General features: G+C 70.4%; 26 protein-coding genes. 18 read left to right on the forward strand and 8 right to left on the reverse strand.

Annotated elements, in window-relative coordinates; all coding sequences use genetic code 11:
- Window positions 1–376: 376 nt before the first annotated feature.
- From mptB to ACY0PA_RS05945, 7 genes are all read left to right on the forward strand, one after another.
- Window positions 377–1,840 (forward strand): polyprenol phosphomannose-dependent alpha 1,6 mannosyltransferase MptB, encoded by a 1,464-nt coding sequence (mptB, locus tag ACY0PA_RS05915; RefSeq protein ID WP_473083668.1) that lies wholly within the window; start codon window positions 377–379, stop codon window positions 1,838–1,840.
- Window positions 1,841–1,905: 65 nt separating this feature from the next.
- On the forward strand, window positions 1,906–2,604 hold the full coding sequence (locus ACY0PA_RS05920; protein WP_473083669.1) for an SDR family oxidoreductase: 699 nt from the start codon (window positions 1,906–1,908) through the stop codon (window positions 2,602–2,604).
- A gap of 588 nt (window positions 2,605–3,192) precedes the next feature.
- Window positions 3,193–4,008, forward strand: a complete 816-nt coding sequence (locus ACY0PA_RS05925; RefSeq protein WP_473083670.1) for an ABC transporter ATP-binding protein — start codon at window positions 3,193–3,195, stop codon at window positions 4,006–4,008.
- The gene (locus tag ACY0PA_RS05930) at window positions 4,005–4,853 is read left to right on the forward strand and encodes an ABC transporter permease (RefSeq protein WP_473083671.1); all 849 of its coding nucleotides are present in this window, start codon (window positions 4,005–4,007) and stop codon (window positions 4,851–4,853) included. Before ACY0PA_RS05925 ends, ACY0PA_RS05930 begins: the two co-directional genes overlap by 4 nt.
- Window positions 4,854–4,864: 11 nt before the next feature.
- Window positions 4,865–5,845, forward strand: a complete 981-nt coding sequence (locus tag ACY0PA_RS05935) for an LLM class flavin-dependent oxidoreductase (protein ID WP_473083672.1) — start codon at window positions 4,865–4,867, stop codon at window positions 5,843–5,845.
- On the forward strand, window positions 5,838–6,473 hold the full coding sequence (locus ACY0PA_RS05940) for a flavoprotein (RefSeq protein ID WP_473083673.1): 636 nt from the start codon (window positions 5,838–5,840) through the stop codon (window positions 6,471–6,473). Before ACY0PA_RS05935 ends, ACY0PA_RS05940 begins: the two co-directional genes overlap by 8 nt.
- Window positions 6,470–7,399 carry a hypothetical protein gene (locus tag ACY0PA_RS05945; RefSeq protein ID WP_473083674.1) on the forward strand — a complete coding sequence of 310 codons (930 nt, stop codon included), beginning with the start codon at window positions 6,470–6,472 and terminating at the stop codon, window positions 7,397–7,399. Before ACY0PA_RS05940 ends, ACY0PA_RS05945 begins: the two co-directional genes overlap by 4 nt.
- Window positions 7,400–7,529: 130 nt before the next feature.
- Here the strand turns inward: ACY0PA_RS05945 and ACY0PA_RS05950 are convergent, their stop codons facing one another.
- The 3 genes from ACY0PA_RS05950 to ACY0PA_RS05960 form a co-directional block, all read right to left on the reverse strand.
- Entirely contained in the window at window positions 7,530–7,952 is a 423-nt protein-coding gene (locus ACY0PA_RS05950; RefSeq protein ID WP_473083675.1) for a transposase, read from the reverse strand.
- A gap of 577 nt (window positions 7,953–8,529) precedes the next feature.
- Window positions 8,530–9,969, reverse strand: a complete 1,440-nt coding sequence (locus tag ACY0PA_RS05955; RefSeq protein ID WP_473083676.1) for a M16 family metallopeptidase — start codon at window positions 9,967–9,969, stop codon at window positions 8,530–8,532.
- Window positions 9,970–9,972: 3 nt separating this feature from the next.
- Entirely contained in the window at window positions 9,973–11,286 is a 1,314-nt protein-coding gene (locus ACY0PA_RS05960; protein WP_473083677.1) for a M16 family metallopeptidase, read from the reverse strand.
- A 193-nt stretch (window positions 11,287–11,479) separates the two neighbouring features.
- Between ACY0PA_RS05960 and lxmK the strand changes: the two genes are divergently transcribed.
- The 5 genes from lxmK to ACY0PA_RS05985 all read left to right on the forward strand — a co-directional run bounded on the left by lxmK (window position 11,480) and on the right by ACY0PA_RS05985 (window position 14,892).
- Window positions 11,480–12,616, forward strand: a complete 1,137-nt coding sequence (gene lxmK, locus ACY0PA_RS05965) for a class V lanthionine synthetase subunit LxmK (protein WP_473083678.1) — start codon at window positions 11,480–11,482, stop codon at window positions 12,614–12,616.
- Window positions 12,613–13,593 (forward strand): T3SS effector HopA1 family protein, encoded by a 981-nt coding sequence (locus tag ACY0PA_RS05970; protein ID WP_473083679.1) that lies wholly within the window; start codon window positions 12,613–12,615, stop codon window positions 13,591–13,593. The genes lxmK and ACY0PA_RS05970 overlap by 4 nt, the downstream gene beginning before the upstream one ends.
- A gap of 18 nt (window positions 13,594–13,611) precedes the next feature.
- Window positions 13,612–13,947, forward strand: coding sequence for a helix-turn-helix domain-containing protein (locus ACY0PA_RS05975; protein WP_473083680.1), 336 nt, complete (start codon window positions 13,612–13,614; stop codon window positions 13,945–13,947).
- 270 nt (window positions 13,948–14,217) lie between these two features.
- Window positions 14,218–14,406: an LxmA leader domain family RiPP gene (locus ACY0PA_RS05980; RefSeq protein WP_362023257.1), complete on the forward strand. Its 189-nt coding sequence runs from the start codon at window positions 14,218–14,220 to the stop codon at window positions 14,404–14,406.
- Window positions 14,407–14,691: 285 nt separating this feature from the next.
- Entirely contained in the window at window positions 14,692–14,892 is a 201-nt protein-coding gene (locus tag ACY0PA_RS05985; protein ID WP_362023255.1) for an LxmA leader domain family RiPP, read from the forward strand.
- Window positions 14,893–14,963: 71 nt separating this feature from the next.
- Here the strand turns inward: ACY0PA_RS05985 and ACY0PA_RS05990 are convergent, their stop codons facing one another.
- The 3 genes from ACY0PA_RS05990 to ACY0PA_RS06000 form a co-directional block, all read right to left on the reverse strand.
- Window positions 14,964–15,317 (reverse strand): transcriptional regulator, encoded by a 354-nt coding sequence (locus ACY0PA_RS05990; protein ID WP_473083681.1) that lies wholly within the window; start codon window positions 15,315–15,317, stop codon window positions 14,964–14,966.
- Window positions 15,314–15,784 (reverse strand): hypothetical protein, encoded by a 471-nt coding sequence (locus ACY0PA_RS05995; protein WP_473083682.1) that lies wholly within the window; start codon window positions 15,782–15,784, stop codon window positions 15,314–15,316. Before ACY0PA_RS05995 ends, ACY0PA_RS05990 begins: the two co-directional genes overlap by 4 nt.
- Window positions 15,785–15,985: 201 nt before the next feature.
- Window positions 15,986–16,306: a hypothetical protein gene (locus tag ACY0PA_RS06000; RefSeq protein WP_473083683.1), complete on the reverse strand. Its 321-nt coding sequence runs from the start codon at window positions 16,304–16,306 to the stop codon at window positions 15,986–15,988.
- Between the two features lie 520 nt (window positions 16,307–16,826).
- Between ACY0PA_RS06000 and ACY0PA_RS06005 the strand changes: the two genes are divergently transcribed.
- Window positions 16,827–18,599 carry an ABC transporter ATP-binding protein gene (locus ACY0PA_RS06005; protein ID WP_473083684.1) on the forward strand — a complete coding sequence of 591 codons (1,773 nt, stop codon included), beginning with the start codon at window positions 16,827–16,829 and terminating at the stop codon, window positions 18,597–18,599.
- Between the two features lie 240 nt (window positions 18,600–18,839).
- On the opposite strand, the gene ACY0PA_RS06010 is transcribed toward ACY0PA_RS06005, so the two are convergent.
- Complete coding sequence (locus ACY0PA_RS06010; protein ID WP_100597361.1) at window positions 18,840–20,030, reverse strand: acyl-CoA dehydrogenase family protein; 1,191 nt, start codon at window positions 20,028–20,030, stop codon at window positions 18,840–18,842.
- A 196-nt stretch (window positions 20,031–20,226) separates the two neighbouring features.
- Here ACY0PA_RS06010 and ACY0PA_RS06015 point away from each other — a divergent pair, with 196 nt between their 5' ends.
- Window positions 20,227–21,117 (forward strand): GNAT family N-acetyltransferase, encoded by an 891-nt coding sequence (locus ACY0PA_RS06015; protein WP_473083685.1) that lies wholly within the window; start codon window positions 20,227–20,229, stop codon window positions 21,115–21,117.
- A 136-nt stretch (window positions 21,118–21,253) separates the two neighbouring features.
- A complete protein-coding gene (locus ACY0PA_RS06020; RefSeq protein WP_473083686.1) occupies window positions 21,254–22,393 on the forward strand; it encodes an ABC-2 transporter permease in 1,140 nt (379 codons plus the stop codon).
- An 83-nt stretch (window positions 22,394–22,476) separates the two neighbouring features.
- On the opposite strand, the gene ACY0PA_RS06025 is transcribed toward ACY0PA_RS06020, so the two are convergent.
- Window positions 22,477–23,109: an HdeD family acid-resistance protein gene (locus tag ACY0PA_RS06025; protein ID WP_473083687.1), complete on the reverse strand. Its 633-nt coding sequence runs from the start codon at window positions 23,107–23,109 to the stop codon at window positions 22,477–22,479.
- 137 nt (window positions 23,110–23,246) lie between these two features.
- Here ACY0PA_RS06025 and ACY0PA_RS06030 point away from each other — a divergent pair, with 137 nt between their 5' ends.
- The 3 genes from ACY0PA_RS06030 (at window position 23,247) to ACY0PA_RS06040 (ending at window position 25,822) form a co-directional block, all read left to right on the forward strand.
- A complete protein-coding gene (locus tag ACY0PA_RS06030; protein ID WP_473083688.1) occupies window positions 23,247–23,630 on the forward strand; it encodes a DUF488 domain-containing protein in 384 nt (127 codons plus the stop codon).
- 200 nt (window positions 23,631–23,830) lie between these two features.
- The gene (locus ACY0PA_RS06035) at window positions 23,831–23,977 is read left to right on the forward strand and encodes a hypothetical protein (protein ID WP_473083689.1); all 147 of its coding nucleotides are present in this window, start codon (window positions 23,831–23,833) and stop codon (window positions 23,975–23,977) included.
- 21 nt (window positions 23,978–23,998) lie between these two features.
- On the forward strand, window positions 23,999–25,822 hold the full coding sequence (locus ACY0PA_RS06040) for an alkyl/aryl-sulfatase (protein WP_473083690.1): 1,824 nt from the start codon (window positions 23,999–24,001) through the stop codon (window positions 25,820–25,822).
- Window positions 25,823–25,888 lie beyond the last annotated feature (66 nt).

Consider the following 25,888-nt stretch of genomic DNA (forward strand, 5'->3'; position numbering starts at 1 on the left):
TGACTGCCGCCGTCCCGGACCGCGTCCGTACCTCCGCGTCCGCGTCGAAGCCGATCGGCTCCCAGCGCTACGCCAGCAGGGCCGTCAGGCCGAGGACGGGGCGGCGAGGACGGGGGCGGCGAGGATGACCCGGGTGGAGCTCACGAGCGCCTTCCGGTGTGGTGCGAGGACGTACCGTCGGATCGTTTGCACCGGCCGGAATTCGCCCCTCCACATGTCCATATCGTGGGCACGCCCTGTGGACTCGGCAGCGGCACATGATCCAAGCTGTGACCATGGACCCATCCCGGCCGCGGACACAGGCGACATCCGGCGTTTGCCGTTCATTGGGGCAGAGCTGGTGCAGCGATCCGGAAAGCGCTCTACCTTCGTGCGAATGAGAGCGGCGGATAGCGGTATTCGGGTCTGGGCACAGCGCGGCACGTGGGGTTCTGTGCTGCTCTCATGCGGTGCCTGGGGCGCCGGCGCTCTGCCGCGCGGCCTGCCGAACGGGATCTGGGGAGCCCCCGGACCCGCCCTCGCGCTGATCGGTGCGACGGCGGCGTATGCGGGGCTCACTCTGCTGCTCTGGTCCTGGTGGCAGTTGGGCACGCTGCTGCGGGCCGGTGCGGTGATGAGCAAACGGCGGCAGTGGCTCACGCTGGGAGGCTGGGCGCTGCCTCTGCTCCCGGCGCCGGCGCTGTTCAGCATGGACATCTACAGCTACGTGGCCCAGGGCGCACTGGCCGGGCGCTCCTGGAACGTGTACGAGATCGGCCCCTCCGCACTCGGCGGGCCGCTCGCCGCGAACGTCCCTCAGGTGTGGCAGGACGCCCCGGCTCCGTACGGGCCACTGTCCGTTCTGGTGAGCCGAGCCGTGGTCTTCGTGACCGGCGAACACCATGTGGTCGCCGCCGTCTTCCTCCATCGGGTGGCCGCGCTCGCCGGACTCGCCCTGCTGGCCTGGTCGGTTCAGCGGCTCGCGACGCGGTCGGGCGGCGACGGCGCGGGAGCCTGGTGGGCGGCACCGCTGAATCCACTGGTGCTGGCCCACCTGGTGGGCGGGGCGCACAACGAGGCGCTGATGCTCGGCTTGATGATGGCCGGTCTTGTGGCGTGCCGGTCCGGACGATGGGTTCTGGGCGTTGTCGTGCTGACGTGCGCCGCGTTGGTGAAGGCCCCGGCCGCGGTGGCCCTGGGGTGCGCCGCTCTGGTGGCGGTCGCCGGACAGACGGGCTGGTGGCGACGTCTGGGCCGCGCGGCGGGGATCCTCCTCGCAGCCGTCGGGACGCTGGTACTGACGGTGGCGCTCTGTGGGCTGGGCTGGGGTTGGCTCGACACGATCCGCACACCGACCCACTCGTACACGCCGATGTCGGTGACCACGGACGTCGGCCGGCTGCTGAGGTGGATCGGGGCCGAAGCCGGGTGGGTCACCACACCGGACCCGGTGACGGTGATGCGTACGCTCGGGACCTTGGCAGGGCTCTGCGGGGCCCTGTACTTCCTGGCGCGCGCTCCTCGCCTCGGCGCCGAACGCGCAGCGGCCCTGGGTCTGTTGGCCCTGGTGGTGTGCGCTCCCGCCGTGCAGGGCTGGTACTTGCTGTGGGGGGCGGTACCCCTGGCCACGGTCGCATGGGGCGCGCTGGCGGACACCCGGATCAAGACAGCGGTCGTCGTTCTGGTTCTCATGGTGATGCCGTCGGGCCGGGGACCCACCGTCACGGATGTGGTCGGCGTTGCCCTAGGGGGCTTGGCGATCCTGCTGTGGGTGGCGTGGACGTCTCAACGAGAGCGCGACGCAGGGCTTCCCCCTTCACCTCGGCCCAGTTACGGAGAGGTGCCCTTGCGGTTTCCATGACGCTCAGTCATGGACTCCGTACCCTGGTCGAGCCCCGATGACCGCACCACTGAGGAGGCCGCCCCATGGAACCCGTCACGCTGATCACCGGTGGCTCGACCGGAATCGGCGCGGCCACCGCCCGCGCCCTGCTCAAGCAGGGCCACCGCGTGGCCGTCACCGGACGTGACACGGACAAGCTCGCCGCCTTCGCCGCTTCGGCCGCGGCGGGCGAGCGGCTGCTGACGATCACAGGCGACACCAGCGACGAACACGACGTCGCCTCCGCCGTGCGCCATGTGGTGGACGGGTGGGGCCGGCTGGACAACGTCATCGCCAACGCCGGTTTCTCGCTGCCCGGCAACCTGGAGAGCCACGCCCCCGAGGACATGCGCGCGATGGTCCTCACCAACGTCCTGGGCCCGGCCCTGCTGGTGCGGGAGACCCTGCCGCACCTCAGGGAGTCCAAGGGCCGGATCGTGATCATCGGTTCGGTCGCCGGGGTGCGCAACACGCCCGGCAACCTGTACTCGGTCACCAAGTGGGCCGCGCACGCGCTGGCCGAGAACACCCGGCTGCTGGTCGGCAAGGACGGGGTCGGCGTGACCGTCATCGCCCCCGGGGTGGTCGACACCCCGTTCTGGGACCAGCGCGGCGGCACCCCCGAGGCGGCGCCGGCTATGACCGCCGAGCACATCGCGGACACGATCGTCTTCGCCGTCAACCAGCCCGCGGGCGTGGACATCAACCACATCACCATGCGGCCGTCCGGGCAGCTCGGCTGACCCGCGCCCCCAACGACCGTACGAAAAGGCGCTGTGACCGGGCTTGCCAGTTGGCACTTGAATACGTCCGCCACCTGCGCTGATGCCAGCACGATCAGCAAGCCTGAGTAGGACGTGGGCACGGCACTCTACTTGGCACATCGGTACAGCCTCGGCGACATGGAACCTGGGCGAGATTCCCCGCATGAGTCTCAGCACGATTGGGGAAGTGCCGCTCCGGGGTAGCCCCACGCAGTTGCGAGCTTCGGGTGACGAGAAAGGCTGGTTTCAACCGCACCCTCTGGCTCTTCCGGGAACTCCCTGGGTTCCGTCCGTTGGGTCTGCGGGTCCGGGTTTGACTGCCAAAAAACTACGCGGCTCCATTACTTGGGAAACCGGCGGCCGGAAGACGCGTTGTATCTGGTCAGGGCCTATATGTGGCGGCCGGGGAAGGACACCTCGGGGCTGGGCCAACTTGCCCCGGGAGCGCCGGCGAAGATCGTTCCGTCGTTAGGGTCCAGCGATATGGCCCTTCCCTCAGCAGCGCCGCCGGTGACGGCAGCGAATTCCGAACCCGTCCCTCCCGCGATCCTCATACGGAACCTGCGGATGCGCTACAACGCACGTGATGTGCTCCACGGAGTGGATCTGGAGGTGCGGCGGGGGGAGGTGCTGGCGCTGCTGGGGCCCAACGGGGCCGGTAAGAGCACCACCATCGAGATCCTGGAGGGTTTCCGGCGGCGCTCCGGTGGTGACGTCAGCGTGCTGGGCACCGATCCCGAGCACGCCGACGACGCCTGGCGGGCACGGCTGGGGATCGTCATGCAGTCCTGGCGCGACCACGCCCGGTGGCGGGTCGGGGAGTTGGTCGAGCACTTCGCGCGGTACTACCCGAATCCGCGCGACGCGGGCGAGCTGCTGGAAACCGTCGGGCTGTCGGAGCAGGCCGGCCAGGAGTGCCAGAAGCTCTCCGGAGGCCAGCGGCGGCGTCTGGACGTCGCGCTGGGCATCATCGGCCGGCCCGAGCTGCTCTTCCTCGACGAACCGACCACCGGGTTCGACCCGGAAGCACGGCGCGACTTTCACACACTGGTGGAGCGGCTGAGCTCGGTCGAAGGCATGACGGTCCTGCTCACCACCCACGACCTCGCCGAGGCCGAGCGGCTGGCCGACCGCATCGCGGTACTCGTCGCCGGCCGGCTCGTCGCCGCGGGGTCCATCGACGAACTGGCCGCGCAGATCCAGGCCGACGCCGACGTGCGGTGGTCCGAGGACGGCCGACGGTGTCGGCAGCACACCAAGGACCCCTCCGCTCTGGTGTGGGACCTCCACACCCGGCTCGGCGGACCCATCCCTGACCTGGAGGTGCGCCGGCCCACGCTGGAGGACACCTATCTGGGCATGCTCCACCAGGAGGAAGCGTGATCAGCCGACAGTCCCTTGCCGTTGGGCTGCACCGAGGGCGGACCGAACTGCGGCAGACCGCACGCACCCCGCGCGAGTACCTGAGCCATCTGGCCAATCCGGCGATGTTCCTGCTCACCGCGTCGTTCCAGACCGGCACCATCCCCGGCAGCCCGGTTCCTTCCTCGCGCATGGTGATCGCCGGAAGCGTCGCCGCGCTCCTCGCCATGATCGCGATGGTCTGGCTGCCGCAGCAACTGGCCACCGAGCGCGAGGACGGCACGCTGCTGCGCCTGCGCGGCACGCCTGGCGGCATGGCCGCCTACCTCGTGGGCAAGACGGTGATGGTCCTCGCGATCGCCGGCCTGAGCACCGCGCTGCTGCTGGCCACAGGCGCGCTCACCACCGACTCGGGCTTCCCCCGGAGCGCGGATCAGTGGGGCACCCTGCTGTGGGTGACCACGCTGGGTCTGGTCGCGCTCTCCCTGCTCGGCGCCGCGGTCGGCGCGATGCTGCCCAACCCACGCCAGGCCCTGGCCTGGGTGATGATCCCCATGCTCGGACTCCTCTTCATCTCGGGGATCTTCTTCCCGGTCACGAGCATGCCGCGGTGGCTGCGGATCACCGGCGAGGTCTTCCCCCTGAAGTGGATCGCCCAGGGCATCCGTTCCGCCCTCCTTCCCGACAGCGCGCTGGTGGCGGAGACAGGCCGGAGCTGGCAGCACTGGCAGACCTTCGGCGTGCTCGGCGCGTGGACCCTGCTGGGGCTGCTGCTCGCTCCGCGGCTCCTGCTGAAGTCCTCACGCCGGGAGTCCGGCAGCCGCCTCGCGGCGCGCCGTGAGCTCGTCGGCCAACGTTCCTACTGAGGGGTGATCCCGTGACCTCCACGCACAACACCAGCATCATGTACCCGATCCAGCCCTCCAACACCGGGCAGATCCTGCCCTTCGCCCGGCTGTTGCAGCGCCGCGGCGCGGGCCGGCTGTGGCTGGGCCAGTCCCTGCGGCTGGACACCCACCAGCTCTTCGCGGCCCTGGCCGGCATGGGGTACCGCATCCCGATGGGCAGCGGGGTGACCCTCGCGCCGCTGCGCCACCCGTACGACGCCGCCGTGCAGGCGCGTTCGGTGGCCGCGCTCAGCGGCGCCCCCTACGTGGCCGGCATCGGCCCGGCCGCACCGGAGTTCCAGGACTCCCTGCTTCCCGAGCGCTACGCCAAGCCGCTCACCGCGATGCGGGAGTACGTGACGTCCATGCGCGAGCTGCTGGACGGCGGACTCGCGCGCCGCGACGGCGCGTACCACTCCATCGACGCCCAGCTCATCGCCCTGGACGCCCCGCTGGTCGAACTCGGCCTGGGGGTGCTGCGCCCGCGGATGGCCACGATGGCCGGGGCGGTCGCCGACGTCGCCGTCACCTGGATGACTCCGGCGGACTACATCGCCGACACTCTTGTGCCCGCCCTGGCCAAGGGCGCCGCGGCGGCGGACCGTGCCGCGCCGCGGGTGGCGACCGTGATCCATGTCGCCGTCGCCCGCCCAGGCCGCGACATCCGCCTGGCGGCGCGCCGCGGCGCCGGCGCCCACCTCAGCGCGGCCCACTACACCGACATGCTGCGCCGCGCCGGCGTCCCCGCCCACGCGCACGACCCGGACGCCGGCGCGGACGCCCTGGTCGAGGCAGGGGTGTTCGTCGCCGGAACGCCCGACGAGATCGCCGCCGAACTCCACCGCTACCGTCAGAACGGCGTCGACGAGGTCGTACTCAATCCGGCGGGCGTCATGCACATCGAGGGTCTGGGCGCCGCCATGACGGACCTCCAGGACATCCTCGCCGCCCTGGACCGCCTCCATGGCTGAGAACGCGCCCCCGCCCGAAGGACCGGCACCGGACTTCGGCGCCCGCAGGGTGCTCTTCGCGGGCACCGGCTCCCTCGGGGTGATGTTCATGCCGATGTGGCTCAACTGGCTGCGGACCGCGTACCCGGACATCGAAGTACGCACCATGCTCACCCGGTCCGCGCAACGGTTCGTCACGCGTGACGCACTGACCGCGTTCGCGGGCGGAACGGTGCTGCAGGACGTCTGGCCGGACGAGCCGGAGGAAGGCGCCACCCACGTCGAGCTCGCCCAATGGCCTGACGCGATCGTCGTCCACCCGGCGACCTACAACTTCGTCAGCCGGCTGGCCCTGGGCGCCGCCGACACCCCCCTGCTGCTGGCCCTGCAGTGCACCCGGGCGCCCATCGCCGTCGCTCCCGCGCTGCCTCCGGGCGGCGCGGAGTCGTACGGCTACCGCCGGCACGTCGCGGCACTGGCGGAGCGCCCCAACGTGACCGTGGTGCCCCCGCAGCCGGGCTACAGCGTGACGACCGGCGGCCCGGGCGCCACCGTGGCCACGCCGCTGCCCGCCGTCATCCCCGCCCTGGAACGGCTCAGGGCCCGTCTGGCGGCCGCCCCTTCACCCGGAGAGGACGAGGGACGATGACGCAGCCGGCCGCGTCCGCCGTGCAGGAGTTCGCCACCGGCTTCCTGCGCACCGCCATCCACCCCCACGGCCCGGGCTACGTGTGGATCCGCCGCCCGGGCGACGACCGCCCCGTCCCGCTGAGCGCGCCCAACGCGCCGGTGCGCGCCGCGCTCACGGCGCTGCGCCCGACCGGTCTGCGGTTCGCGCTCCCGGAGGCGGTCGGCGACGCCCTGCACTACCAGGTGCCAGGCCCGGTCCCGGTGGCGAAACTCTGCGTGGGCCGCGACCTCGGTCTTCCTCCCGGGCTGGTGGCCGGAGCCCTGTCCGGGACGGGCGCGGCGCTGCGCCTGCTGCACACAGCGGTTCCGGCGTCCCTGGCCGTCTCCGGGCCGCCGGGCCCTGCCCGGCTGGCGTCCTGGATGCACGAGGGCAACGGGCCGCGAGCCGCGCCGGCCTTCCACACCATCATCCGCCGCCAACTCGGCACCGCCCGGTGGAACCTGGTGCGGGAGTGGTGCCACGCCCTGGCCACCGACCTGAGCGGCGGGGTCTTCCTGCACGGTGGGCCCAGCCTGGGCTCGGTGGTCGTGGGGGACGCGCCGGATGACGGTTGCCTGCTGTCCGGTGAGGATGTGGCCCGCGGTCCCGCCGACTTCGATTTCGGCTGGCTGCTGGGGGAGTTCGTCGAATGGCGGATGACGCTGCTGCGCCGGACGCCGGGTCTGGACCTGGACCCGGACGACTTCCACACCGCTCGGGACGCCCTGGCCCACGGCTATGGTGCGCCGGCCGATCCGGTGGCGGCCGGGCGGGCCGCGGTGCTGCGGGTGTTCACCCATGCCCATGACTTCGCCGCGTACATGGGGTGGCATCCCGAACTGCTCGAATACACCGTGAAGATCGCCGAGTTGATCGACGACGAGGGTGCCCAGGCGCTGCTCTGACCGTGGCGCGGCCCGGCGTCCGTACGACGATGTGCCCCCCGGTGGCGAACGCCACCGGGGGGCACAGGTCATCCGCGGGCCGGACCGGCCTCACCCGTGTCGGGGCGGGCCGGCCGGGCGGGGATGTGGTTCATCTTCCAGCGCGTGTAGGTGCGCCGAGGGATTCCCAGGATCTGGCAGTACCTCGAGACGTTGATCCCGGCGCTCTCCCTGATGGCTTCGAGGTCTGAAAAGGGACCGTGCGGTACTCACCCGATTTACGCCGTACGCGCAACTGGACGTAGGCTTCCCCGAGTGCGGTCTTCAGTTCCGTGATCTCGGAAAGGAGGTCGCGTTCCCGCTGGGCATTGCGGGACGTGCCTCCTTCGAGGCCGGCGCGTCCGCCGTCGAGGAACTGTCGTTTCCAGTTTCCGATGGACTGCTCGGATACGCCCGCGCGGCGGGCGGCCTCGGCGATCGTCCGGGATCCGGACAACACCTCGAGGACGATCTTCAGTTTTTCGGCAGCTGGCATTACCGGAGGGCGTGACATCGCCTCTTGTCTCCAATTCATAACGCGCGGGGCGCTGTTGGGTGCGCATCCCGCGGTAGATCTGGCGGAGTGCCGGGCGGAGCGGCGGTCATTCCGTTCCGTCGGGCTGTCCCCGCGTGAGCTGCAGCGCCTGTGCGTCAAGGTCCAGACCGGCGACCTGAAGACCCGACTCAAACAGGGCCGTGGCAGTTCACGAAGATGTACGGGAATCCGAATGCCTGCGACGGACGGCGTCCGTGCGGGCGCATGCCGATCTGACTTCTGGTGGCTCCATTTGTTTCCCCCTTGGAAAGACGGGTCAGGTCTTTCTTGTGAACTCGCGTATGTCCTGCCGTTTTTGTGGCAGTGGTGAGGCGTCGCGACCGGGCCGCGAAAGACTGTCCGGAGCCCGATGAATGCCTGGCGATAAGAAGATCATATCCCTGGCTCATTATGGAGGGCAACAAACTTGGGCCGTATTTGAGGTTGCACATTGCGGACATATTTGAACGTAGCGCATGTGATGTTCCCGTCCCCGTTTCCGTCGTGGCCCGGCGGCAGGAAACGCCCGGCCCACCGGAGCCGGACGGCTACCGGCAGGCCGCCCGGCCGCGACCGGTCACGCCTCCACCGCAGCACCGTTCGCGACCTCGGCGTCCGCGATCTGGACCCCTCCGACCGCGCGCAGCCGGGAGGCCAGACGCTCCGTGTCCCCGACGATGACGCCGCTGAACGCGTCGGGATCGAAGAACTCCCGGGCCACTAGGGCGACCTGGTCGCGGGTGACGCCTCGCAGCAGGTCGGGGAAGGCCGTCACCCGCTCCGGCTCGTGCCCCAGGCACACCGCGGTGGCCACACTGCCGGCGAAACCGGCCTGGGACGCCAGGGTGAGCATCGTCATACCGACGGTGTACTCGCGTGCCGCGTCCACCTCCGCCGCCGACGGTGCCACGGTCGTCAGACGCCCCAGCTCGGCCCGGATCTCCTGGTAGGCCGTCGCCGTCGCCTGCGTCGCGGTGTCGGCGTCGACGGTGAGCATGAGGCGGTCCAAGTGGTCCTCGAACCCCGCCTCCGCACGGTAGGCCAGCCCCTTGTCCTCCCGGATGTTGGTCACCAGCCGGGAGGAGAAATACCCCCCGAACACCAACGTGGCCAGACTCAAGGCCGGAAAGCATTCATCGGTGCGTGCCACCGCCGGCCGCACGAGCTTGATCTGCGACTGCACCGCCTCAGCCCGTGGCGCCAAAGCAACACGACCGGCGCGCAGCGGCGGCAGCGGCAAGGGTGCCGGCAAGGGCCCGCCCGCGCGCCAAGAGCTCGTGGCCGCGGCCACCGACTCCACCGCCCCCTCCGGATCGAGGTCCCCCACCAGCACCAGCACCGTGCCCCGCGGGCGCAGTCGCTCGCGGTGCAGGGCCCGCACCGCCGCGCCGGTGACCGCGGCGACCGGTTCGGCAAAGGGCACTTCCTGCAGCGCCGGCACTGCGCCGTAGCAGTGCGTCACCAGGGCCTCCTGCGCGACCACCTGCGGCTGCGCGCGGATCAACGCGATCTGCCGCACCATCCGCTCGCGTACCGGCCCGATCTCCGCCTCGTCCGCGCTTTCCTCGGTGACCGCGTCGGCCAGCGCGCCCACCAGGGTGTCGAGGGCATGACCGGGCGCGGACCCCGACACCTGCAGCCACCGCGAGGAGCGGTGGGCGGTCAGCGTGACGCCGTGCCGGGCCATTTGGGCTTCCCGGCCCGCCCCTTTGCCGCGCCCGGGCCGGAACAGGACGGTGGCCAGGACTTCGGCCGTGGCCGCGTGCGCGAAGGTGGCGCCGCCGAAGGGCACCGACATCCGCAGTTCGACCATCGGGGAGGAGGGCTGCCGGGCCGCGATCACCCGCAGGCCGTTGGGCAACACGGTGTCGGCCATCGCCGGCAGACGGTGGCCGCGGCGGGCCTCCAGCGGCGGCAGCGCGCGCGCTCCGGCCGCGGTACGGCCGATCTCCTCGGCGCTGCGATGGGCACGGGCGGGCTCCCCGGCCGGGGAGGGGACCAACGAGGTGACGGTCACGGGTCAGCTTCCTGACAGGATCGGGTGGAGGGACGGTGACGCGGCGGGGTGCAGACTCAGCACGGCGCGCGCGTCCGGCCGCAGGGACGCGGCGGCCTGCGCCAGGTCCCGCGCGCTCACGCGGGCGAGCCGGCCGGGCAGTTCACCGACGAGCTCGGCCTTGCCGAACAGCACCTCCTGCGCCCCCAGGGCGCGGGTACGAGCCGGCAGCATGTCGTACTTGCGGTGCATTCCCACGCTGCTGAGGGCCGTGGCCCGCGCCAGCTCCTCCTCAGTGGGGCCCTGCGTCGCCAGCGCCGCGAGCTCCTGGTCCAGCACCTCCAGCAACTGGTCCGTCGCGGTCTCCCGCGGATGTGTCGCCACGCACAGGAACGTCTCGGGAGCCCGGGCCTCCAGCGCGCCGAACAGCCCGCAGCCGGTGCTCACATCGGTCACCAGGGGCGAGGGGCCGTGGATCATCCGCCGCCGGAGCCTTGACGACTCGCCCGCACCGGTGAGCACCACGCACAGCACCATGTGCGCCAGGTAGGCGTCCAGGTCGCTGTTCGGATCCGGCATGCGGTAGCCGACCGCGGTGGCCGGCATCGGCGCGTGCGGGTCGGCGTGGCCGCCCCGCAGTTCGCGCTCGGGTGCCCGCTCGCTCAGGTCGACCGGAACCGGCGGGCGCCGTGCCGGGACGTCGTGGAAGTGCCTGTGGACCAGCTCGGCCGCTCGGCCCGGGTCGATGTCACCCGCGATGGTCAGCACCGCGTTGCCCGGCGCGTAGTAACGGTCGAAGAACGCGGCGCATTCCTCGACCGTGGCCTGTTCCAGGTCGGTGAAATCGCCATAGCCGTTGTGTGCGTTGGGATAGGTCCTGAAGAGCAGTCCGGGCAGCACGGTCCAGGGGAAGCCGCCGTAGGGTTTGTTCATGACGTTGAGGCGGATCTCCTCCTTGACCACGTTCACCTGGGTCCGCAGGTTGTCCTCCGTCAGTTTCGGGGCACGCATCCGGTCGGCTTCCAGGAAGAGAACGCGCTCCAGTGCGGCGGACGGAACCACCTGGTAAAAATCCGTGTAGTCCTGGTGCGTCGATCCATTGGCGGTACCGCCGGCCGCCTGCACATGACCGAAGTGCTCGGTCCTGGCCACGCTCTCGCTGCCCTGGAACATCAGATGCTCGAAGAGATGGGCGAAGCCGGAACGCCCCCGGGGCTCGGACCGGAAACCGACGTCGTAATGCACGCTGACGCCCACCGCCGGAACTCCGGATATCGAGTACAGGACGACCCGCAGGCCGTTGGGCAGCGTGAAACGGTGCAGGTTCTCAGGGGGCATGCCCGGTACCTTAGGGGACCTCGGCGATGCCAAGAAGGCCGCAGATAACCGGTTACTTTGGTCCGGAAAGCCCCGCCCGCACCGCTGCTGACGGCGCGTCTCCTCGGTGCCCCGGTCCGCCCCCACCCAAGAATGACGCGATAGTGAGCCATCTGTTGTCGGCGACCGCGGACGCTTCCTACGCTCCGTGATCGTGATTACAGATCAAGAATCGAAGCCCCTCCCGACCCGCGTCCGCTTCGATCCGGTCCACCTGGACAAGGCTCCCGAAGTGGAGGCGTTCCTCGGCCGGCTCGGGCTGGGTTCCTTCGACGCGGACACCGTCGTCGCCCACATCGGCCGCAACGACAACTGGGCCGGCACCACCACCACCGGCGCGAAGGTCTTCGTCAAGCGGGTCGGCGGCGGCGACCCGGCCGACGTCCTGCGGCGCTACCACCGCATCCTGGCCTTCGAAACGATCGCGTCACGCCTGAACGGCAGCGAACTGCGGGGTCCTGAACTCCTCGGCTCCGACGAGGAACACCGTCTGGTGGCCTTCACCCGCCTGGAGGACGCCCAGTCGGGTTTCGAGCTCTCGACCGACGACGCCTTCGACGACGCCCTGTGCCGCCGGGCCGGCCGCATCCTCGGCATCCTGCACACGCTGCCGCTCGAACCCGGCACCTTGGACGACGACCCCCACCCGTCCCCGTCGATGGACCACTTCGACGCTCTGTCGCTGCCCGTCTTCATCCACTCGGCCTTCGCCGAGATCGAATCGTGGTCCCTGCTCCAGTCGGACGCCGAGCTGGCCGCAGCCCTGCACGAGCTGCGCCGCCGCGAAACCGCCGCGCCCCAGGTGCCTACGCACGGCGACATCCGCCTGGACCAGTACCTCCTGGCCGCCGACGACCTCTACCTGACCGACTGGGAGGAACTGCGGTCCGGCGACGCCGCCCGCGACATCGGCGGGTTCGCCGGCGAGTGGCTCTACCGGGTGATCCAGGGCATCCCGAAGTCCATCAGCGAGGACCCCGGCAACACATTCGGCCGCGAAGCGACGCACGAGGACATCCTCACCCACGGCGCGCGCGAGATCGACCGCCTGCGCCCGCGCATCGAATCCTTCTGGGCCGGGTACCGCGAGACGCGCCCCACCCTGGACGACGGCTTCACCACCCGTGTCGCCGCCTTCACCGGGTGGCACATGATCGACCGCATGCTCGCCGGCGCCAAGTTCGGCACCCGGCTGTCGGCCGGCGACCGCGCGGCCGCCGGCATCGGACGGACCGTCCTGCTGGCCCCGCAGAACTTCACCTCCGTACTCGGTCTGGAAGGCACCTCATGACGACCGCCCTGGGCCTCATCGCCCCTGTGATCTCGACAGCACTGGCCAGGACCGAGGTCGCCGCAGACGGCCTGACCGCCGCCGTCGGCGAGAAGGAACTGGACGCCAAGACCCCCGGCGCCCTCGCCAAGCAGCTCGGTGACCTCTTTTACCAGGACCTGCACGCCGGGATGGAGGACCAGGACGACACCGCCCGGCAGCGCAGCCTGCGCGACGACGCGTTCGACCAGCAGCTCTTCGCCGCGATGCCGCACCGCACCAGCCTCGTCCCGGCCACCGTGCTCGGCGACGGCTCCCGGCCGGACACCGTGATCGTCCAACTCGACGGCCTGCGCGTCCAGGTCCCGCGCGACAGCATCACCGGCCACCGGCCGGACGCCGCTACCGCGCGGGTCACCCTGCGCATCCCCGCACCGCGCCCCTCCCTGTCGACCGGGTTCTTCCTGACCGACGGCTCCCGCGGACGCGTCGGCGGCTCCCCGATGCTGCGCCTGTACTTCCACCTGACCCACGCCGAGGCGGCACCCGAGGCCTGGGGCACGGTGCTGTCCCAACTGGAGGCGCTGCGCCTGCGTTACCGGGCCAAGGTCACCTCGTCGCTGAAGCACTTCCCGCGCCGTGACGCGCTGGTGGTGTACCTCGGCTCCGACGCCTGGCACGCGGCCGCCGACATCGCCGCATCCGTCCGGGACCTGCCCGGACTGGGCGACGCCACCTCGCCGTTCGTCCGCCGGATCGCCGACGGAGTGGGCGCAGCCTGGGAGCCGGACGACCCGCGTTCGGGCAAGGACAGACTCAGCTTCGGGGAACATCGCTGCCAGGTACTGGCCGAGGCATTGGTGAGACATGCCGTGCGAGCCGACGGCGGTTCGCGCGAGGCCCTCATCGCCGAGGCGTACCTCAACGCCGGCGTGGACCCGCTCATGCCCGCCCGGAATCTGGACTCTCCCGTACTGCCGGGAATCGGCCTGGCATGACCACGGGTCGGTGAGCCGATGAACCACACCCCGCACCCCGTCCCGCCGGCACTGACGGCCGAAGACAAGGCCGGCATCGTCCTGAGCGTGCTGTCCGGCCGCGAGACCGTCGGGGAAGCCGCCGGACGGCACGCCCACCTCTGCGAACAGTCCCTGCTGGACTGGCGTGAGGCGTTCATCGCAGGAGGACTGCGCGAACTCCAGGGGAGCGCGGCCCACCGGCCGCCGCCGCGCGAAAGCCTGCTCGAGGCCGAGGCGGCCGAGCTGAAGAGCGCACTGGGCGAGGTCTGCCTCGAACTGAACGTATGGCAGGCCCTCAGGAGCTACCCGCGGCGCCATCCGGAGCCCGGATGACCGCCGTCCGCACACCCCGTCCAAAACCCCCCCACTCCGCGGTGGGGGGTTTCGCGTTCCCGGGGTGGTTTCCCCGGATGGGCCGTTCCCAATTTTGAAAAGACGGAAGTGTGAGCCATTTCCTGTGGATCGGGCGAGAATTTCGCAGGCCGCGTGGGTCCTGGCAAAGTCTCTGATAATTTTCTCGTAGCGCGGACGACGGAATGTGCGGTCGAATGGATGCAGAGCGGGAAAGCCCTCGCTCCACACCTCACTCATCGAAGGAACGTCATGAACACCGCAGACCAGCTCCTGACCGGCTACACCGCCTACACCAACGCCCAGGAGTTCGGCGCCAGCGCGGAGGCCCAGGCCCCGGCAACGACGCCCACCGTCACCGTTTCCTCCCCTGAGTGCGTCTACTTCTCCCTCGGTGCGTCCGCCGGCAGCATCGCTAGCACCAAGGCATGGGGCTGCTGACCCAGCATCACTGATTGACCAAGTGGGTGTCCGCCGTAACAGGCGGACACCCACTTCTGCGTTATGCGGAACCGGGCGATTACTGCTGGGGGGGTGCGGCCCCAACTTTCCCGCCGCGATATGTGCGCAACGAGGTTGGGTTCCGCTGCGGAAAGCGCAGGTCGCGAAGCCGACATTGCCAAATATGCATAAGATTTCCGCGGTCGCGCCACCGGGAAATGTGATCGAATGGATCTCGGGCAGGAAAGATCCGGCCCATCTCGTTGGATTCAGTAAAGGAATCTCATGAACACCGCAGACCAGCTCCTCGCCGGCTACACCGCCTACACCAACGCCGAGGAGTTCGGCGCCAGCGCCTCGGCCGACGCCCCCGCCACCACCCCGAGCATCCTCAGCTTCATCGGTGGCTCCAGCGGCGGCTGCGGCGCGGCTGTCAGCGCCATCTCCGGTGCCGGCGTCTCGGCCACGGCGCACTGGGGCTGCTGAACCACCTGCCTGCTCGCAGGCAGTGCTCCACCGCTGGGCGCCTGTGCCCCTTCAGGCGCCCAGCGGCATTTCTATGTCCGCTCCCCTTCGGCACCACCGGCGCCCGGCGCCTCGGCTCCGGCCCGGCGGGCGGCTTCGGCCAGCGCCTCCAGGGCGGCCAGGTGCGCGGCGAGCCTCTTGCGGCCGGTCTGGGTGAGAGCGACCCAGGTGCGGGGCCGCTTGCCGAAGTAGCCCTTGCGGACACTCACGTAGCCGGCCTTCTCCAGCGCGGCGACCGTCTTGCTCAGTACGGAATCGGTGACCCCGCAGTAGTCCCGCACTGTGCTGAACTCGGCCTCGGCGCAACTGGAGAGGAACGCGGCCACCGTCAGCCGGGTGGGGTGGTGGATCTCCTTGTCCAGGCCGGGCGGGCCCGCGTCGGTCACGACGCCTCCTGGGCACCGGCGCGCCCGCGGCCGGCCTGCAGCCAGGACACCGCGCCGGCCACCACGCCGAATCCGGCGAACGCTCCGGCCGTACCGAAGAGGAGGGCCCCCACCAGGCCCGCGGCGAAGGGGATCAAGGGCAGGACCCACGCGCGCCACGCGGTCCCGTGCTCGCGCCGGGCGAACCACGGTGCGACTCCGGAGGCGTGCTGCACCCTCCAGGTCACCACGAGGAAGGCGCCCGCGCAGAGCAGTGCGGCCGCGAGGATCCAGCCCTGCCACCGGGGCCATACCCGCGCCAGGCCGAAGCCGCTCATGGCCGCGGCGAGCAGCAGGCCGTGGGCGGCGGGATACCAGGCCGGCACCGACCGCGCCGACTGCCGTGCCGCGTTCTCGGCGGCCCGCGCGGTACGCAGCGCCGCTGCGGCGGACTCGGCGCTGGGCCGCATCGCTCCTGAGGTGTTCATGGGTTCTCCGGCTTCCGTACGACGAGGTGCGCTTACTCATGCCAGGCTGGCATCTACTTTCCAATTTGGCAAGTAGTTTCCGTCTCGGCGATTCGGGGACACGAGGGCCCCGCCGGGAACGGATCCCGGCGGGGCCCTCGTCAGCGCAAGTGGGCAGGTGAACGCCGACCCTGAGCACGCGTCACCTACGACAGGCGGACGTCACGCCTGCTGGGCGAGCTTCGCCTCCCGCGCCAGCTCGGTGGCGGCCACCAGGCTCAGCCCCGGCAGTTCCTGACGCAGGGCCCGTATCGCCGCCACCTCGTGGGCGACGGGGTCCACGCCGTCGCGCTCCAGGATCCCCCGGGCCCACCGCACCCGCGGCTCCCCGTCCCGCTCCGCCAGCTCGTCCAGGATCTGCGCGGCCCTCCGCAGCCCGGGAGCCTCGTCGGCGGCAGCATCCGACAGGGCCTGGCGCACCGCGTTCCGCGCGTCGCCGAGATCGCTGAGCGCGATCAGGTGCACTTCCTTCTTGTTGAACATTCCCGTTCCTTCTCTCTCCCCGGCCGTCCGCGATCGCCGCCCGGAGAAATGCCGGACGGATGAACTCCCGGCCACGCTACAGGCTGCCCCGGGGGCACCCTCCGCCGCGCAGAAGAATCCCTTCCTCGGCACCAACTTTGCGGCGCTGCCACCTGCGCCAAACTATTGGAGGGCCAACGGAGTACGGCAGTTGGCCCCGGCGGACCAAGGATAGGAGTTACTTTGCCGCGCGAGCGTGTGGTGGACTGACTCAGCTCGAGCGCGGACGACGGAGACGGGTTTTCGTCATGCCACCGCAGAGGAATTCGTGCTTCACCAGAACGGCCTCCGGTCGCATACAGCACCCGTCCTGGAAGGACGGTGCCCTACTCGCGGTCGCCGCCATTGCCGGTATCTCGGCTATGGCAGTGAAAGCGCGCCTCCCGCCGACTCTCGTTCTCCGTCATATGTCCGGGACGGCGAACTCCAGGACACCGCACCGCTGAACACGATCTCTTCTCACACGAGGTGGAACAAGCGCATGTCAGTCGCCCGCGACAAAACCGCCCCCAGGCTGAGACTGGGCTCCGACCTCATCAGCGGCGCCCGCCTCCCATTGGCCGTCGCAGCCCTGCTGGCGCTGATATCCGCCGCCGCGACACTGGTCGTGCCTCTGATGGTCAGAGACCTCGTCGAATCCCTTTCCGGCACCGGTGGGCTCGTCCGGCCGGTCACGTTGATGACCGCCGTCGCTCTCGCCGGCGCCCTCGCCGCCACCGTCTCGGGTTACCTGCTCGCCCGGGTCGGCGAGAAGATGATCCTGCGCCTGCGCTCCCGCGTCATGGAGCACACCATGCGTCTTCCGCTGCGCGAAGTGCGTACACAGGGCCCCGGCAACCTCGTCGCACGCGTCACCTCCGACGCCATGATGCTCCGCTCCGTCATCGACGTCGGGGCGATCCAACTGCCGTTGTCCGTCATCACCGTGATCGCCACCCTGATCGTCATGAGCGTCCTGGATTGGGTCCTCGTGCTGATCACCGTGGGGTCCTTCGCGCTGGCGGGCGCCGTCATCGGCTTGGTCATCGTCCGGGTGCGCCGCAGCGTCAACGCCCAGCAGACCGCCCTGGGCGAACTCGCCCAGCGTTTCACCGCCACGCTCGCGTCCCTGCCCACGATCAAGGCCTACCGCGCGGAAGCCCTCACCACCCAGGGCCTGGCCCAGGACGCCTCCGACCTGACCGACTCCACGCTCCACAGCGCCCGCCTTCAGTCCCTCATCGGCCCGGTGATGGGCCTGGGGCAGCAGATCGCGCTCGTCAGCATCATCCTCGGCGGCGGTGCCCGCATGGCCTCCGGCGACCTGACCGTGCCGGACTTCATCGCCTTCCTCCTCTTCCTGCTCCAACTCGTCGCCCCGGTCGCCGTCGTCGCCTCCAGCATCAGCCAACTCCAGGCCGGCCTCGCCGCACGCTCACGCTTCGACGACCTGCTCTCCCTGCCGCAGGAGGCTTCCGGCACGGCCACCACCAGCCCGGTCCCCGTTCAGGGCGCCCCCGGCGTCGAGTTCGCCGACGTGGCCTTCGCCTACGACGGCGAACCCATCCTGGAAGACCTGACCTTCTCCGCCCCCCGACGTGGTCTCACCGCCCTCGTCGGGCACTCCGGCGCCGGTAAGTCCACCGTCCTGACCCTGGTCGAACGCTTCATGCACTCCGACCACGGCACGATCCGCGTCCTGGGCCACGACGTGGACGACTGGCCGCTGGACGACCTGCGACGCCGGGTGGCCTACGTCGACCAAACCTTCACCCTGCTCGAAGGCACCGTCCGCGACAACCTGCTGCTCGGCAGCGACACCCTCCTCGGCGACGACGCCCTGCTGGACGCCCTCGATGCCGTGGCCCTGCGCGACGAGGTCCTGCGGCTCCCGGACGGCCTCGACACCACCCTCGGACGCCCCACCGACCTCTCCGGCGGCCAGCGCCAGCGCCTCGCCCTGGCCCGCGCCCTCCTCACCGACGCCGACGTGGTCCTGCTGGACGAACCGACGTCGCAACTGGACAGCATCAACGAGCAGCGGCTGCGCGATCTGGTCACCCAACTCGCCCAGGACCGAGCCGTGGTGGTCGTCGCCCACCGGCTCTCCACCGTCCAGCACGCCGACCATGTACTCGTCATGGAGTCCGGCCGCGCTCTGGACGCCGGAACGCACCCCGAACTGCTCGCACGCTGCCCGCAGTACCAGGACCTGGTCCGCAACCAGCAGTGGTCGGCGGAAGCGCACACCGTCCCCCAGGGCGTCCCCGCATAGTGTCCTGCGCCGGAGCGTCCGGGTTCGCGGCGCCCGGACGTCGGTGGGACGGTCGCTCTTCCGGCGAGGCGAACGAAGGCCGTCAGCGCCGGCGGCCAGATGGCCGCTCCACACCGGCGTGAGTCCCCAGGACTGAAGCGACAGGCCCGAGACTTGACTCGCTCCCTCGTGCGCCACCTGTCCGGACCGATGCCATTCATCTTGCCTATAGGCCGACTAGAACGCCCAGTCGCAGGCGCCTCAACGGCGGACGCGGGGCATGCCCAGGCCTATCCAGGAGATGATCTCGCGCTGGATCTCGTTGTTGCCGCCGCCGAACGTGAAGATCACGGCTGAGCGGTAGCCGCGTTCGAGTTCGCCGTGCAGGACGGCGCCCGCCGAGCCCTCCTTGAGCGCTCCCGCCGCGGCGACGACCTCCATCAGCCAGGCGTACGCCTCGCGGCGCGCCTCGGAGCCGTACACCTTTACGGCGGAGGCGTCCTGCGGGGTGAGGCTGCCTTCCTGGACGGCGTTCACCATCTGCCAGTTGAGGAGTTTCATCGCGTCGAGCCGGGTGTGCGTCTGGGCGAGGCGCTTGCGCACCCAGCCGAGGTCGATGACGCGGCGCCCGTCGGCGAGCTTGGTGTCCATGGCCCAGCGCTGCACGTCGCGCAGCGCGCGGATCGCCATGGTGCCGTGGGCGGCGAGCGTCACGCGCTCGTGGTTGAGCTGGTTCGTGATGAGCCGCCAGCCCTTGTTCTCCTCACCGACGCGGCGGCTGACGGGAACGCGGATGTTCTCGTAGTAGCTGGCCGTGGTGTCGTGCGAGGCAAGGGTGTTGATGATGGTGCAGGAGTAGCCGGGGTCCGACGTCGGCACCAGGAGCATGGTGATGCCCTTGTGCGGCGGGGCGTCCGGGTCGGTGCGCACGGCGAGCCACACCCAGTCGGCCGTGTCGCCGTTGGTCGTCCAGATCTTCTGCCCGTTCACCGTGTAGTGGCCGGTGGCCTCGTCCCCGTCGCGCACCGCCCGCGTCTTGAGCGCGGCGAGGTCGGTGCCCGCGTCGGGCTCGCTGTAGCCGATGGCGAAGTCGAGCTCCCCGGAGAGGATCCTCGGCAGGAAGTACGCCTTCTGCTCGTCGCTGCCGTACTGCATGATCGTGGGGCCGACGGTGTTGAGCGCCATGAGCGGCAGGGGCACGCCCGCCTGCGCGGCCTCGTCGAAGAAGATGAACTGTTCCATGGGCGTCAGGCCGCGCCCGCCGTACTCCTTCGGCCACCCGACGCCGAGCCACCCGTCGGTGCCGAGCCGGCGCACCGTCTCGCGGTAGAACCGCTTCTGCGCGGCCGGATCCTCGTAGCGGGCGTAGGCGTTGTCGGGCACCAGCTCCGCGAAGTAGGCGCGCAGCTCCGCGCGCAACTGCTGTTGCTCGGGCGTGTATTCGAGGTGCACGGCCCCTCCTGGCGGTCGCTGGTACACCGGGTCCCGGTCCTGACGGCGCACACAGTAGAACTCGTTTCAGAAATAGGGAATGGGCGCGAGCGGACGGTTCCGGCGCCGAGCCGATGCGTGGTCAATTCCTTTGCGGGGCTCGAGCCCACGCGGTTAGGTTCGGCCGCGTCCTCAACTCTCCGTACAGGGAGCCCTCTTGTCGCTGCACCTCACACCGCTGACCGATCCGGCCGGCGGTCCGGACGTCCGCCGCCTCGCCTGGCTGGCGTCCGACACCGACGGGAACCCCGTCGGGTCCGCGTTCCTGCGGCTCATCGACCGGGACGGGCAGCGGCATCTCGCCCAGCTGGCCCTCCAGGTCCATCCCGCGGAACGGCGTCGCGGCGCCGGCACCCGGCTCCTCGACGCGGCGGTGACGGCCGCGAAGGACGACGGGCGCCGCTCGCTCACCGCCCCGGCCGACGACGGCTCACCCGCGGACCTGTTCCTGGCCGCGCGAGGGTTCCGCCGCGTGCTGAACCTGACGTACGCGCGACTCCCGCTCGCGGACGCGGACATCCCGGCCCTCACGCGGACGGCGCGCGCGGAGCACCCCGGATACCGGCTCGTCTCCTGGGAAGGGACGGTTCCGGACCACCTGGCCGCGACGTTCGCCGCGTCGCGTCGCGCCATGGACGACATGCCCATGGACGACACCGACTACGGGACGGTCGCGTGGGACGTGGACCGCGTCCGCGCGGTGGCCAAGGCGGTCGAGCAGCGCGGCGAACACCTCGACACGGTCGCGGCGGTCGACGCCTTTGACGGCACCGTTGTGGGGTTCACCGAGCTCGTCGTCCCCGGCGACGGCACGGGCGACGGACAGCACTACGGCACGGGCGTGCTGCCCGAGCACCGCGGCCACGGCCTCGCGCGCTGGATGAAGGCCGAGGCCGTTCTCCGCGCCCGCGGCCGCCACCCGAAGCTCGGGGGCCTGCTCACGGACACCGCCGACAGCAACACGCACATGCGCGCCGTGAACGACGGACTCGGCTACGTGCCGACGCACCGGACGTACGAGTACCAGCTCGAGCTCCAGCAGAGCTGAAGGCACGCGCGGTGGCCGCCGCGGGGCCGCGGTGGCCACCGTCACACCCTCCCCCGTACCCCATCCGGCCAAGATAGTTGTACGGTACAACGTGAAAGGTTGTAAACACCAACCCACCCGGCTGGAGGTCCTGCCCATGCCCGCCGATCACCAGGCACACCGCTCCGAGTCCGCGGGCGCCGTGCACGGCGTGCGGAATCCGGCGCTGCGCCATGTCCTGACCCACCTCATCACCCCGCTGCTGATGTGCCTGGGCATGGGGCTCGCCTACATGGGGGCCTTCGTGGCGCCCGAGCCGCACCATCTGCCGGTGGCGGTCGTCGGGGCGGGGCCCGAGGCGAAGGTCTTCGCCCAGACGGTGAAGGACAAGGCCGGCGACGCGCTCGACGTCCGTACGCTCGACAGCCGCCCGGCGGCCGTGGAGCAGCTTCAGTCCCGTGACATCGACGGCGCGTACGTCCTGAGTGCGAAGTCCCCCGAGCTGATCGTCGCCACCGCCGGTTCCGACATGAGCGCGATCACCGCCGAGAAGATCTTCACCCCCGTCGCCACGCAGCAGGGCGTGCCGCTCAAGGTGACGGACGTGACCCCGACCGTCTCGGACGACCCGACGGGCCAGGGCCTGTTCTTCCTGCTGGTGGCGCTGAGCATCGGCTCGTACGCGTCGGTGGCCGTGGTCGGCGCGGCGGGTTCCGCCCTGTCGATGCGGACGCGGGCCGCGCTCGTGGTCGGTGTGTCCGGCGTGGTCAGCCTCGTCGGCGCGGCTCTCGCGGGACCCGTGTTCCACCTGGCCCACCACGGCCTGTGGGGCATGTGGGCCATGTCCTGGCTCTACTCGGCGGGCATTCTGTTCATCGGCGTGGGTCTGCACACGTTCCTGAAGCGGTGGACGACGCTCGCGCTCATGGTGTTGTTCGTGATGCTGAACTTCACCAGCTCCGGCGGCCTCTACCGGCCCGAGCTGCAGAACGGCTTCTTCGGCACCCTGCACGCCTTCTGGAACGGCGCCGGCTTCGTCGAGGGCTCGCGCAGCCTGCTCTACTTCGGCAGCCACGACCTGGCCAGGAACGTGTGGACACTGGCCGTCTGGTTCGTCGTCGGCCTGGCCGTGATGGGGCTTGCCGCGCTCACGGAGCGGCGGCGCCGTGCCGTCGAGGTCGCGGTCGATCCCCGGCAGCACGCCGCGCACAGCGTGACTCAGGCGCCTGCCCGCTCCACGGAGGCAGCACAGGGAGAGGCGGCAGAGGAAGAGATGGAGGAGACGGTCGCGGTCTGACCGTCACCGACAGACCGCAGCCGTCACGCCGGGCGGCCCGATGCGGGCGCCCGGCGCGCGCGTATCGGCCTTCAGAAGCCCCGTCACATCCCCTGCGGAATCCGCTTCGCCTTGCTTCGCAGCTGGAACGCCGTGACGATCTCCACGACGCCGACCGCCAGCAGCCAGCAACCGCCGACCAGGGTGAGTACGGCGACGGACTGGAACGGCGAGACGATCAGGACCACACCGGCCAGCGCGCTCACGACGCCGAGGAAGATCTGCCAGCCGCGCGCCGGCATCGCCTCGTCGGAGACGGCCGCGACGGTCTGGGTGATGCCGCGGAACAGCCAGCCGATACCGATCCACAGCGCGAGCAGCAGGATCGACTGCGTCGCCCCGCGGAAGCAGAACAGGCCGAGCAGGATCGACAGCGCGCCGCTGATGAAGGCCATCACGCGCAGCCCGGTGGTGACATGCGTGCCGAACGCGGCCACCACCTGGAAGACGCCGGTGACCAGGAGATACACGCCGAAGAGCACTCCGGCGGCGAACAGGGACGCCCCGGGCCAGACCAGGACCAGTACGCCCAGGATCAGGGCGGCTGTGCCTGCCAGAAGCACTACCTGCCATGCGGATTGAGCCAGGCGCCCGAGGGGACCCTCGGGCGGCGTAGTGCGCTCTTCGCGGGTCTCTTCGGCCGCCGGGGTTCGGGGTTCGTGCGGTGCGTGCGTCATGTCCGACTGTTCACACGACGTCGGCGCGCCCGCCACTCGGGTGAGGCGAACGACGTACGCCTGCGGCATCCGGGGACCGTCGCCGAAGCGGCGCACGACCGCGGACACGAAGCCGGGAAACTCCGCACCATTGGGCCATGACAGAACGCTCCAAGAGCTCCGAACCAGGCTTCCGCGTCCGCTGGGTCTACGATCCGCCGTCGGCGGACGACGGAACACGGGTCCTGGTGGACCGCCTGTGGCCGCGCGGCGTCTCCAAGGAGCGGGCCGACGTCCAGGAGTGGATGAAGGACCTGACGCCGTCCTCCGCGCTGCGCTCCTGGTACCACGAGGACCGCGCATCCCGCTTCCCGGAGTTCGAGCGCCGCTACCGCGACGAGCTCGCGGAGCCCGACCGCGTGGAGCTGACGGACAAGCTGCACGCGCTGGCCCGTACGGGCACGGTCACGCTGGTCACCTCGGTCAAGGACATCGAGCACAGCCATGTGCCGGTGCTGGTGCGGCATCTGACCGAGGGCTGACGGTCCGGGGACGGCGCGGATCGGGTCCCGCCGCACCCCTCGTGCGTACGGGCCGACCCGACAGCAGGTGCGAACCGGCACAAGCTATGCCAATTTTGTGCAACGACGCGACCTGGGAGGGCCCGTATGACCACCATGGATGTCCCGTCCGACGAACCGAGACCGCGGACGAGGACAGCGGCACCGGTCACGGCGCCGCCGTGACGTGGGGGACGCCGGCGCTGATGACGACCGCGTCGGTGGCGGGTCCGCGGGCCGACGAGAGCGTGGACCCCTCCGAGATCGAGCACATGGCGCAGGTGGTGGCACTGTTCCTGCGCGCGTACGGCACTGAAGCGCGCCGCTGACACCATCCCTGGGAGACCGAAGTGACCACCTCCGACACCCCCGACTCCGCCCCCGACTTCGCCGACCGGTCCGACTTCGAGGAGGCCGACCGGGGCCTTGTCTCTCCGCCGCTCTCCTCGACGGTCACGGCCGAGGACGGGCGCGTCGTGTGGAACTTCGACGACACGGCGTTCCTCGACGAGGACTGTCCCGACACCGTGCACCCGAACCTTTGGCGGCAGTCCCAACTGTGCGCGCGGGCAGGCCTGTTCGAGGTGACCGAGGGCGTCTTCCAGGCACGCGGGTTCGACCTCTCCAACATGACGCTGATCGAGGGCGACCACGGCGTCGTGGTCGTCGACCCGCTCGCCTCCGCGGAGACGGCGGCCGCCGCGCTGGAGCTCTACCGGTCGCAGCGCGGCGAACGGCCCGTCGCCGCCGTCGTGTTCACCCACTCCCACCTCGACCACTTCGGCGGTGTGCTCGGCGTCATCGGAGCCGACGACGACGTCCCCGTGATCGCTCCGCAGGGCTTCATGGGGCACTCCGTCGCCGAGAACGTGTACGCGGGTGCGGCGATGCTGCGCCGCGGCACCTACTACTCGGGCGCGAACCTGGAGCGCGGGCCCGAGGGTCTCGTGGGCATGGGGCTCGGCTTCACCGCGTCCACCGGCACCGCGGGGCTGGTGGCGCCCACGGTCGAGGTCCGGCACACGGGACAGGAACTGACCCTCGACGGCGTCGTGTTCCGCTTCCAGATGACGCCGGGCACCGAGGCGCCGTCGGAGATGAACTTCCTGCTGCCGCAGCGGCGCGCCCTGTGCTTGGCCGAGAACGCCACGCACAACCTGCACAACATCCTGACCCTGCGCGGCGCAGTGGTCCGCGACGCCCGGATCTGGGCCCGCTACCTCAACGAGGCCATCGAGCTCTTCGGCCACGACGCGGACGTCCTGTTCGCCTCGCACCACTGGCCGACCTGGGGCTCGGACCGCATCAGGTCGTTCCTCGCCGAGCAGCGAGACCTGTACGCGTATCTGCACGACCAGACGCTGCGGCTGCTCAACCAGGGGTACACGGGGGCGGAGATCGCCGAGCTGATCGAGCTGCCGCCCGCGCTCTCCGCGGCCTGGCACGCGCGCGGCTACTACGGCTCCGTCAGCCACAACGTGAAGGCCATCTACCAGCGTTACATGGGCTGGTACGACGGCAATCCCGCATCCCTGTGGGAGCACCCGCCCACCGAGACCGCCGAACGCTATGTCGACTGCATGGGCGGGCTCGAAGCGGTGCTCGGCAAGGCGCGTACGTACCTGGAGGAGGGCGATCTGCGGTTCGCCGCCCAGCTCCTGAAGCACGCCGTGTTCGCCGCGCCGGACAGCGCTGACGCCAAGGAGATGCTCGCGGAGACCTTCGAACGGCTCGCGCACGGCGCGGAGTGCGCGACCTGGCGCAACTGCTACCTCACCGGCGCCCAGGAGCTGCGCGGCGAGATCAAGGCGACCAGCATCGGCGGCGGCAGCATGGACGACGCGCTGAACGTCGAGCAGCTCTTCGACTCGCTCGCGGTCCGGGTCGACGGGCCCAGGGCGTGGGACCACTCGCTCACCCTGCACTGGCATCTGTCGGATCTGGGCGAGATGTACCGCATGACGCTGCACAACGGTGTCCTGGTCCACACCCGTACGACCCGGCCCGCCGACAGCGCGGACCTCTCCCTCACGCTGACGAAGCCCCAACTCCTCACCCTGCTGGCCGGGAAGGGTCTCCACGGCGTCTATCACTCGGGCGACCTGGGCGCCCTCGACACCCTGCTCTCGGTCCTCGACGAGAACGATCCGGACTTCGCGATCGTCACTCCGTGACGGTGGTGACGGGGTGCGGTGGCCGCCCATACGCACTAGTCCAGCGGGCCCTCGGTCACCGCAGGG

This window comes from Streptomyces sp. DS1-CR2, assembly GCF_055760475.1.

Bases quoted from the DNA above. Each gene is read 5' to 3' on its own strand.
- mptB (WP_473083668.1), top strand. From the start codon at position 377: ATGAGAGCGGCGGATAGCGGTATTCGGGTCTGGGCACAGCGCGGCACG.
- ACY0PA_RS05920 (WP_473083669.1), top strand. From the start codon at position 1,906: ATGGAACCCGTCACGCTGATCACCGGTGGCTCGACCGGAATCGGCGCG.
- ACY0PA_RS05925 (WP_473083670.1), top strand. From the start codon at position 3,193: ATGCGCTACAACGCACGTGATGTGCTCCACGGAGTGGATCTGGAGGTG.
- ACY0PA_RS05940 (WP_473083673.1), top strand. From the start codon at position 5,838: ATGGCTGAGAACGCGCCCCCGCCCGAAGGACCGGCACCGGACTTCGGC.
- ACY0PA_RS05945 (WP_473083674.1), top strand. From the start codon at position 6,470: ATGACGCAGCCGGCCGCGTCCGCCGTGCAGGAGTTCGCCACCGGCTTC.
- ACY0PA_RS05950 (WP_473083675.1), bottom strand. From the start codon at position 7,952: ATGAATTGGAGACAAGAGGCGATGTCACGCCCTCCGGTAATGCCAGCT.
- ACY0PA_RS05960 (WP_473083677.1), bottom strand. From the start codon at position 11,286: ATGCCCCCTGAGAACCTGCACCGTTTCACGCTGCCCAACGGCCTGCGG.
- ACY0PA_RS05970 (WP_473083679.1), top strand. From the start codon at position 12,613: ATGACGACCGCCCTGGGCCTCATCGCCCCTGTGATCTCGACAGCACTG.
- ACY0PA_RS05975 (WP_473083680.1), top strand. From the start codon at position 13,612: ATGAACCACACCCCGCACCCCGTCCCGCCGGCACTGACGGCCGAAGAC.
- ACY0PA_RS05980 (WP_362023257.1), top strand. From the start codon at position 14,218: ATGAACACCGCAGACCAGCTCCTGACCGGCTACACCGCCTACACCAAC.
- ACY0PA_RS05985 (WP_362023255.1), top strand. From the start codon at position 14,692: ATGAACACCGCAGACCAGCTCCTCGCCGGCTACACCGCCTACACCAAC.
- ACY0PA_RS05995 (WP_473083682.1), bottom strand. From the start codon at position 15,784: ATGAACACCTCAGGAGCGATGCGGCCCAGCGCCGAGTCCGCCGCAGCG.
- ACY0PA_RS06000 (WP_473083683.1), bottom strand. From the start codon at position 16,306: ATGTTCAACAAGAAGGAAGTGCACCTGATCGCGCTCAGCGATCTCGGC.
- ACY0PA_RS06005 (WP_473083684.1), top strand. From the start codon at position 16,827: ATGTCAGTCGCCCGCGACAAAACCGCCCCCAGGCTGAGACTGGGCTCC.
- ACY0PA_RS06020 (WP_473083686.1), top strand. From the start codon at position 21,254: ATGCCCGCCGATCACCAGGCACACCGCTCCGAGTCCGCGGGCGCCGTG.
- ACY0PA_RS06025 (WP_473083687.1), bottom strand. From the start codon at position 23,109: ATGACGCACGCACCGCACGAACCCCGAACCCCGGCGGCCGAAGAGACC.
- ACY0PA_RS06030 (WP_473083688.1), top strand. From the start codon at position 23,247: ATGACAGAACGCTCCAAGAGCTCCGAACCAGGCTTCCGCGTCCGCTGG.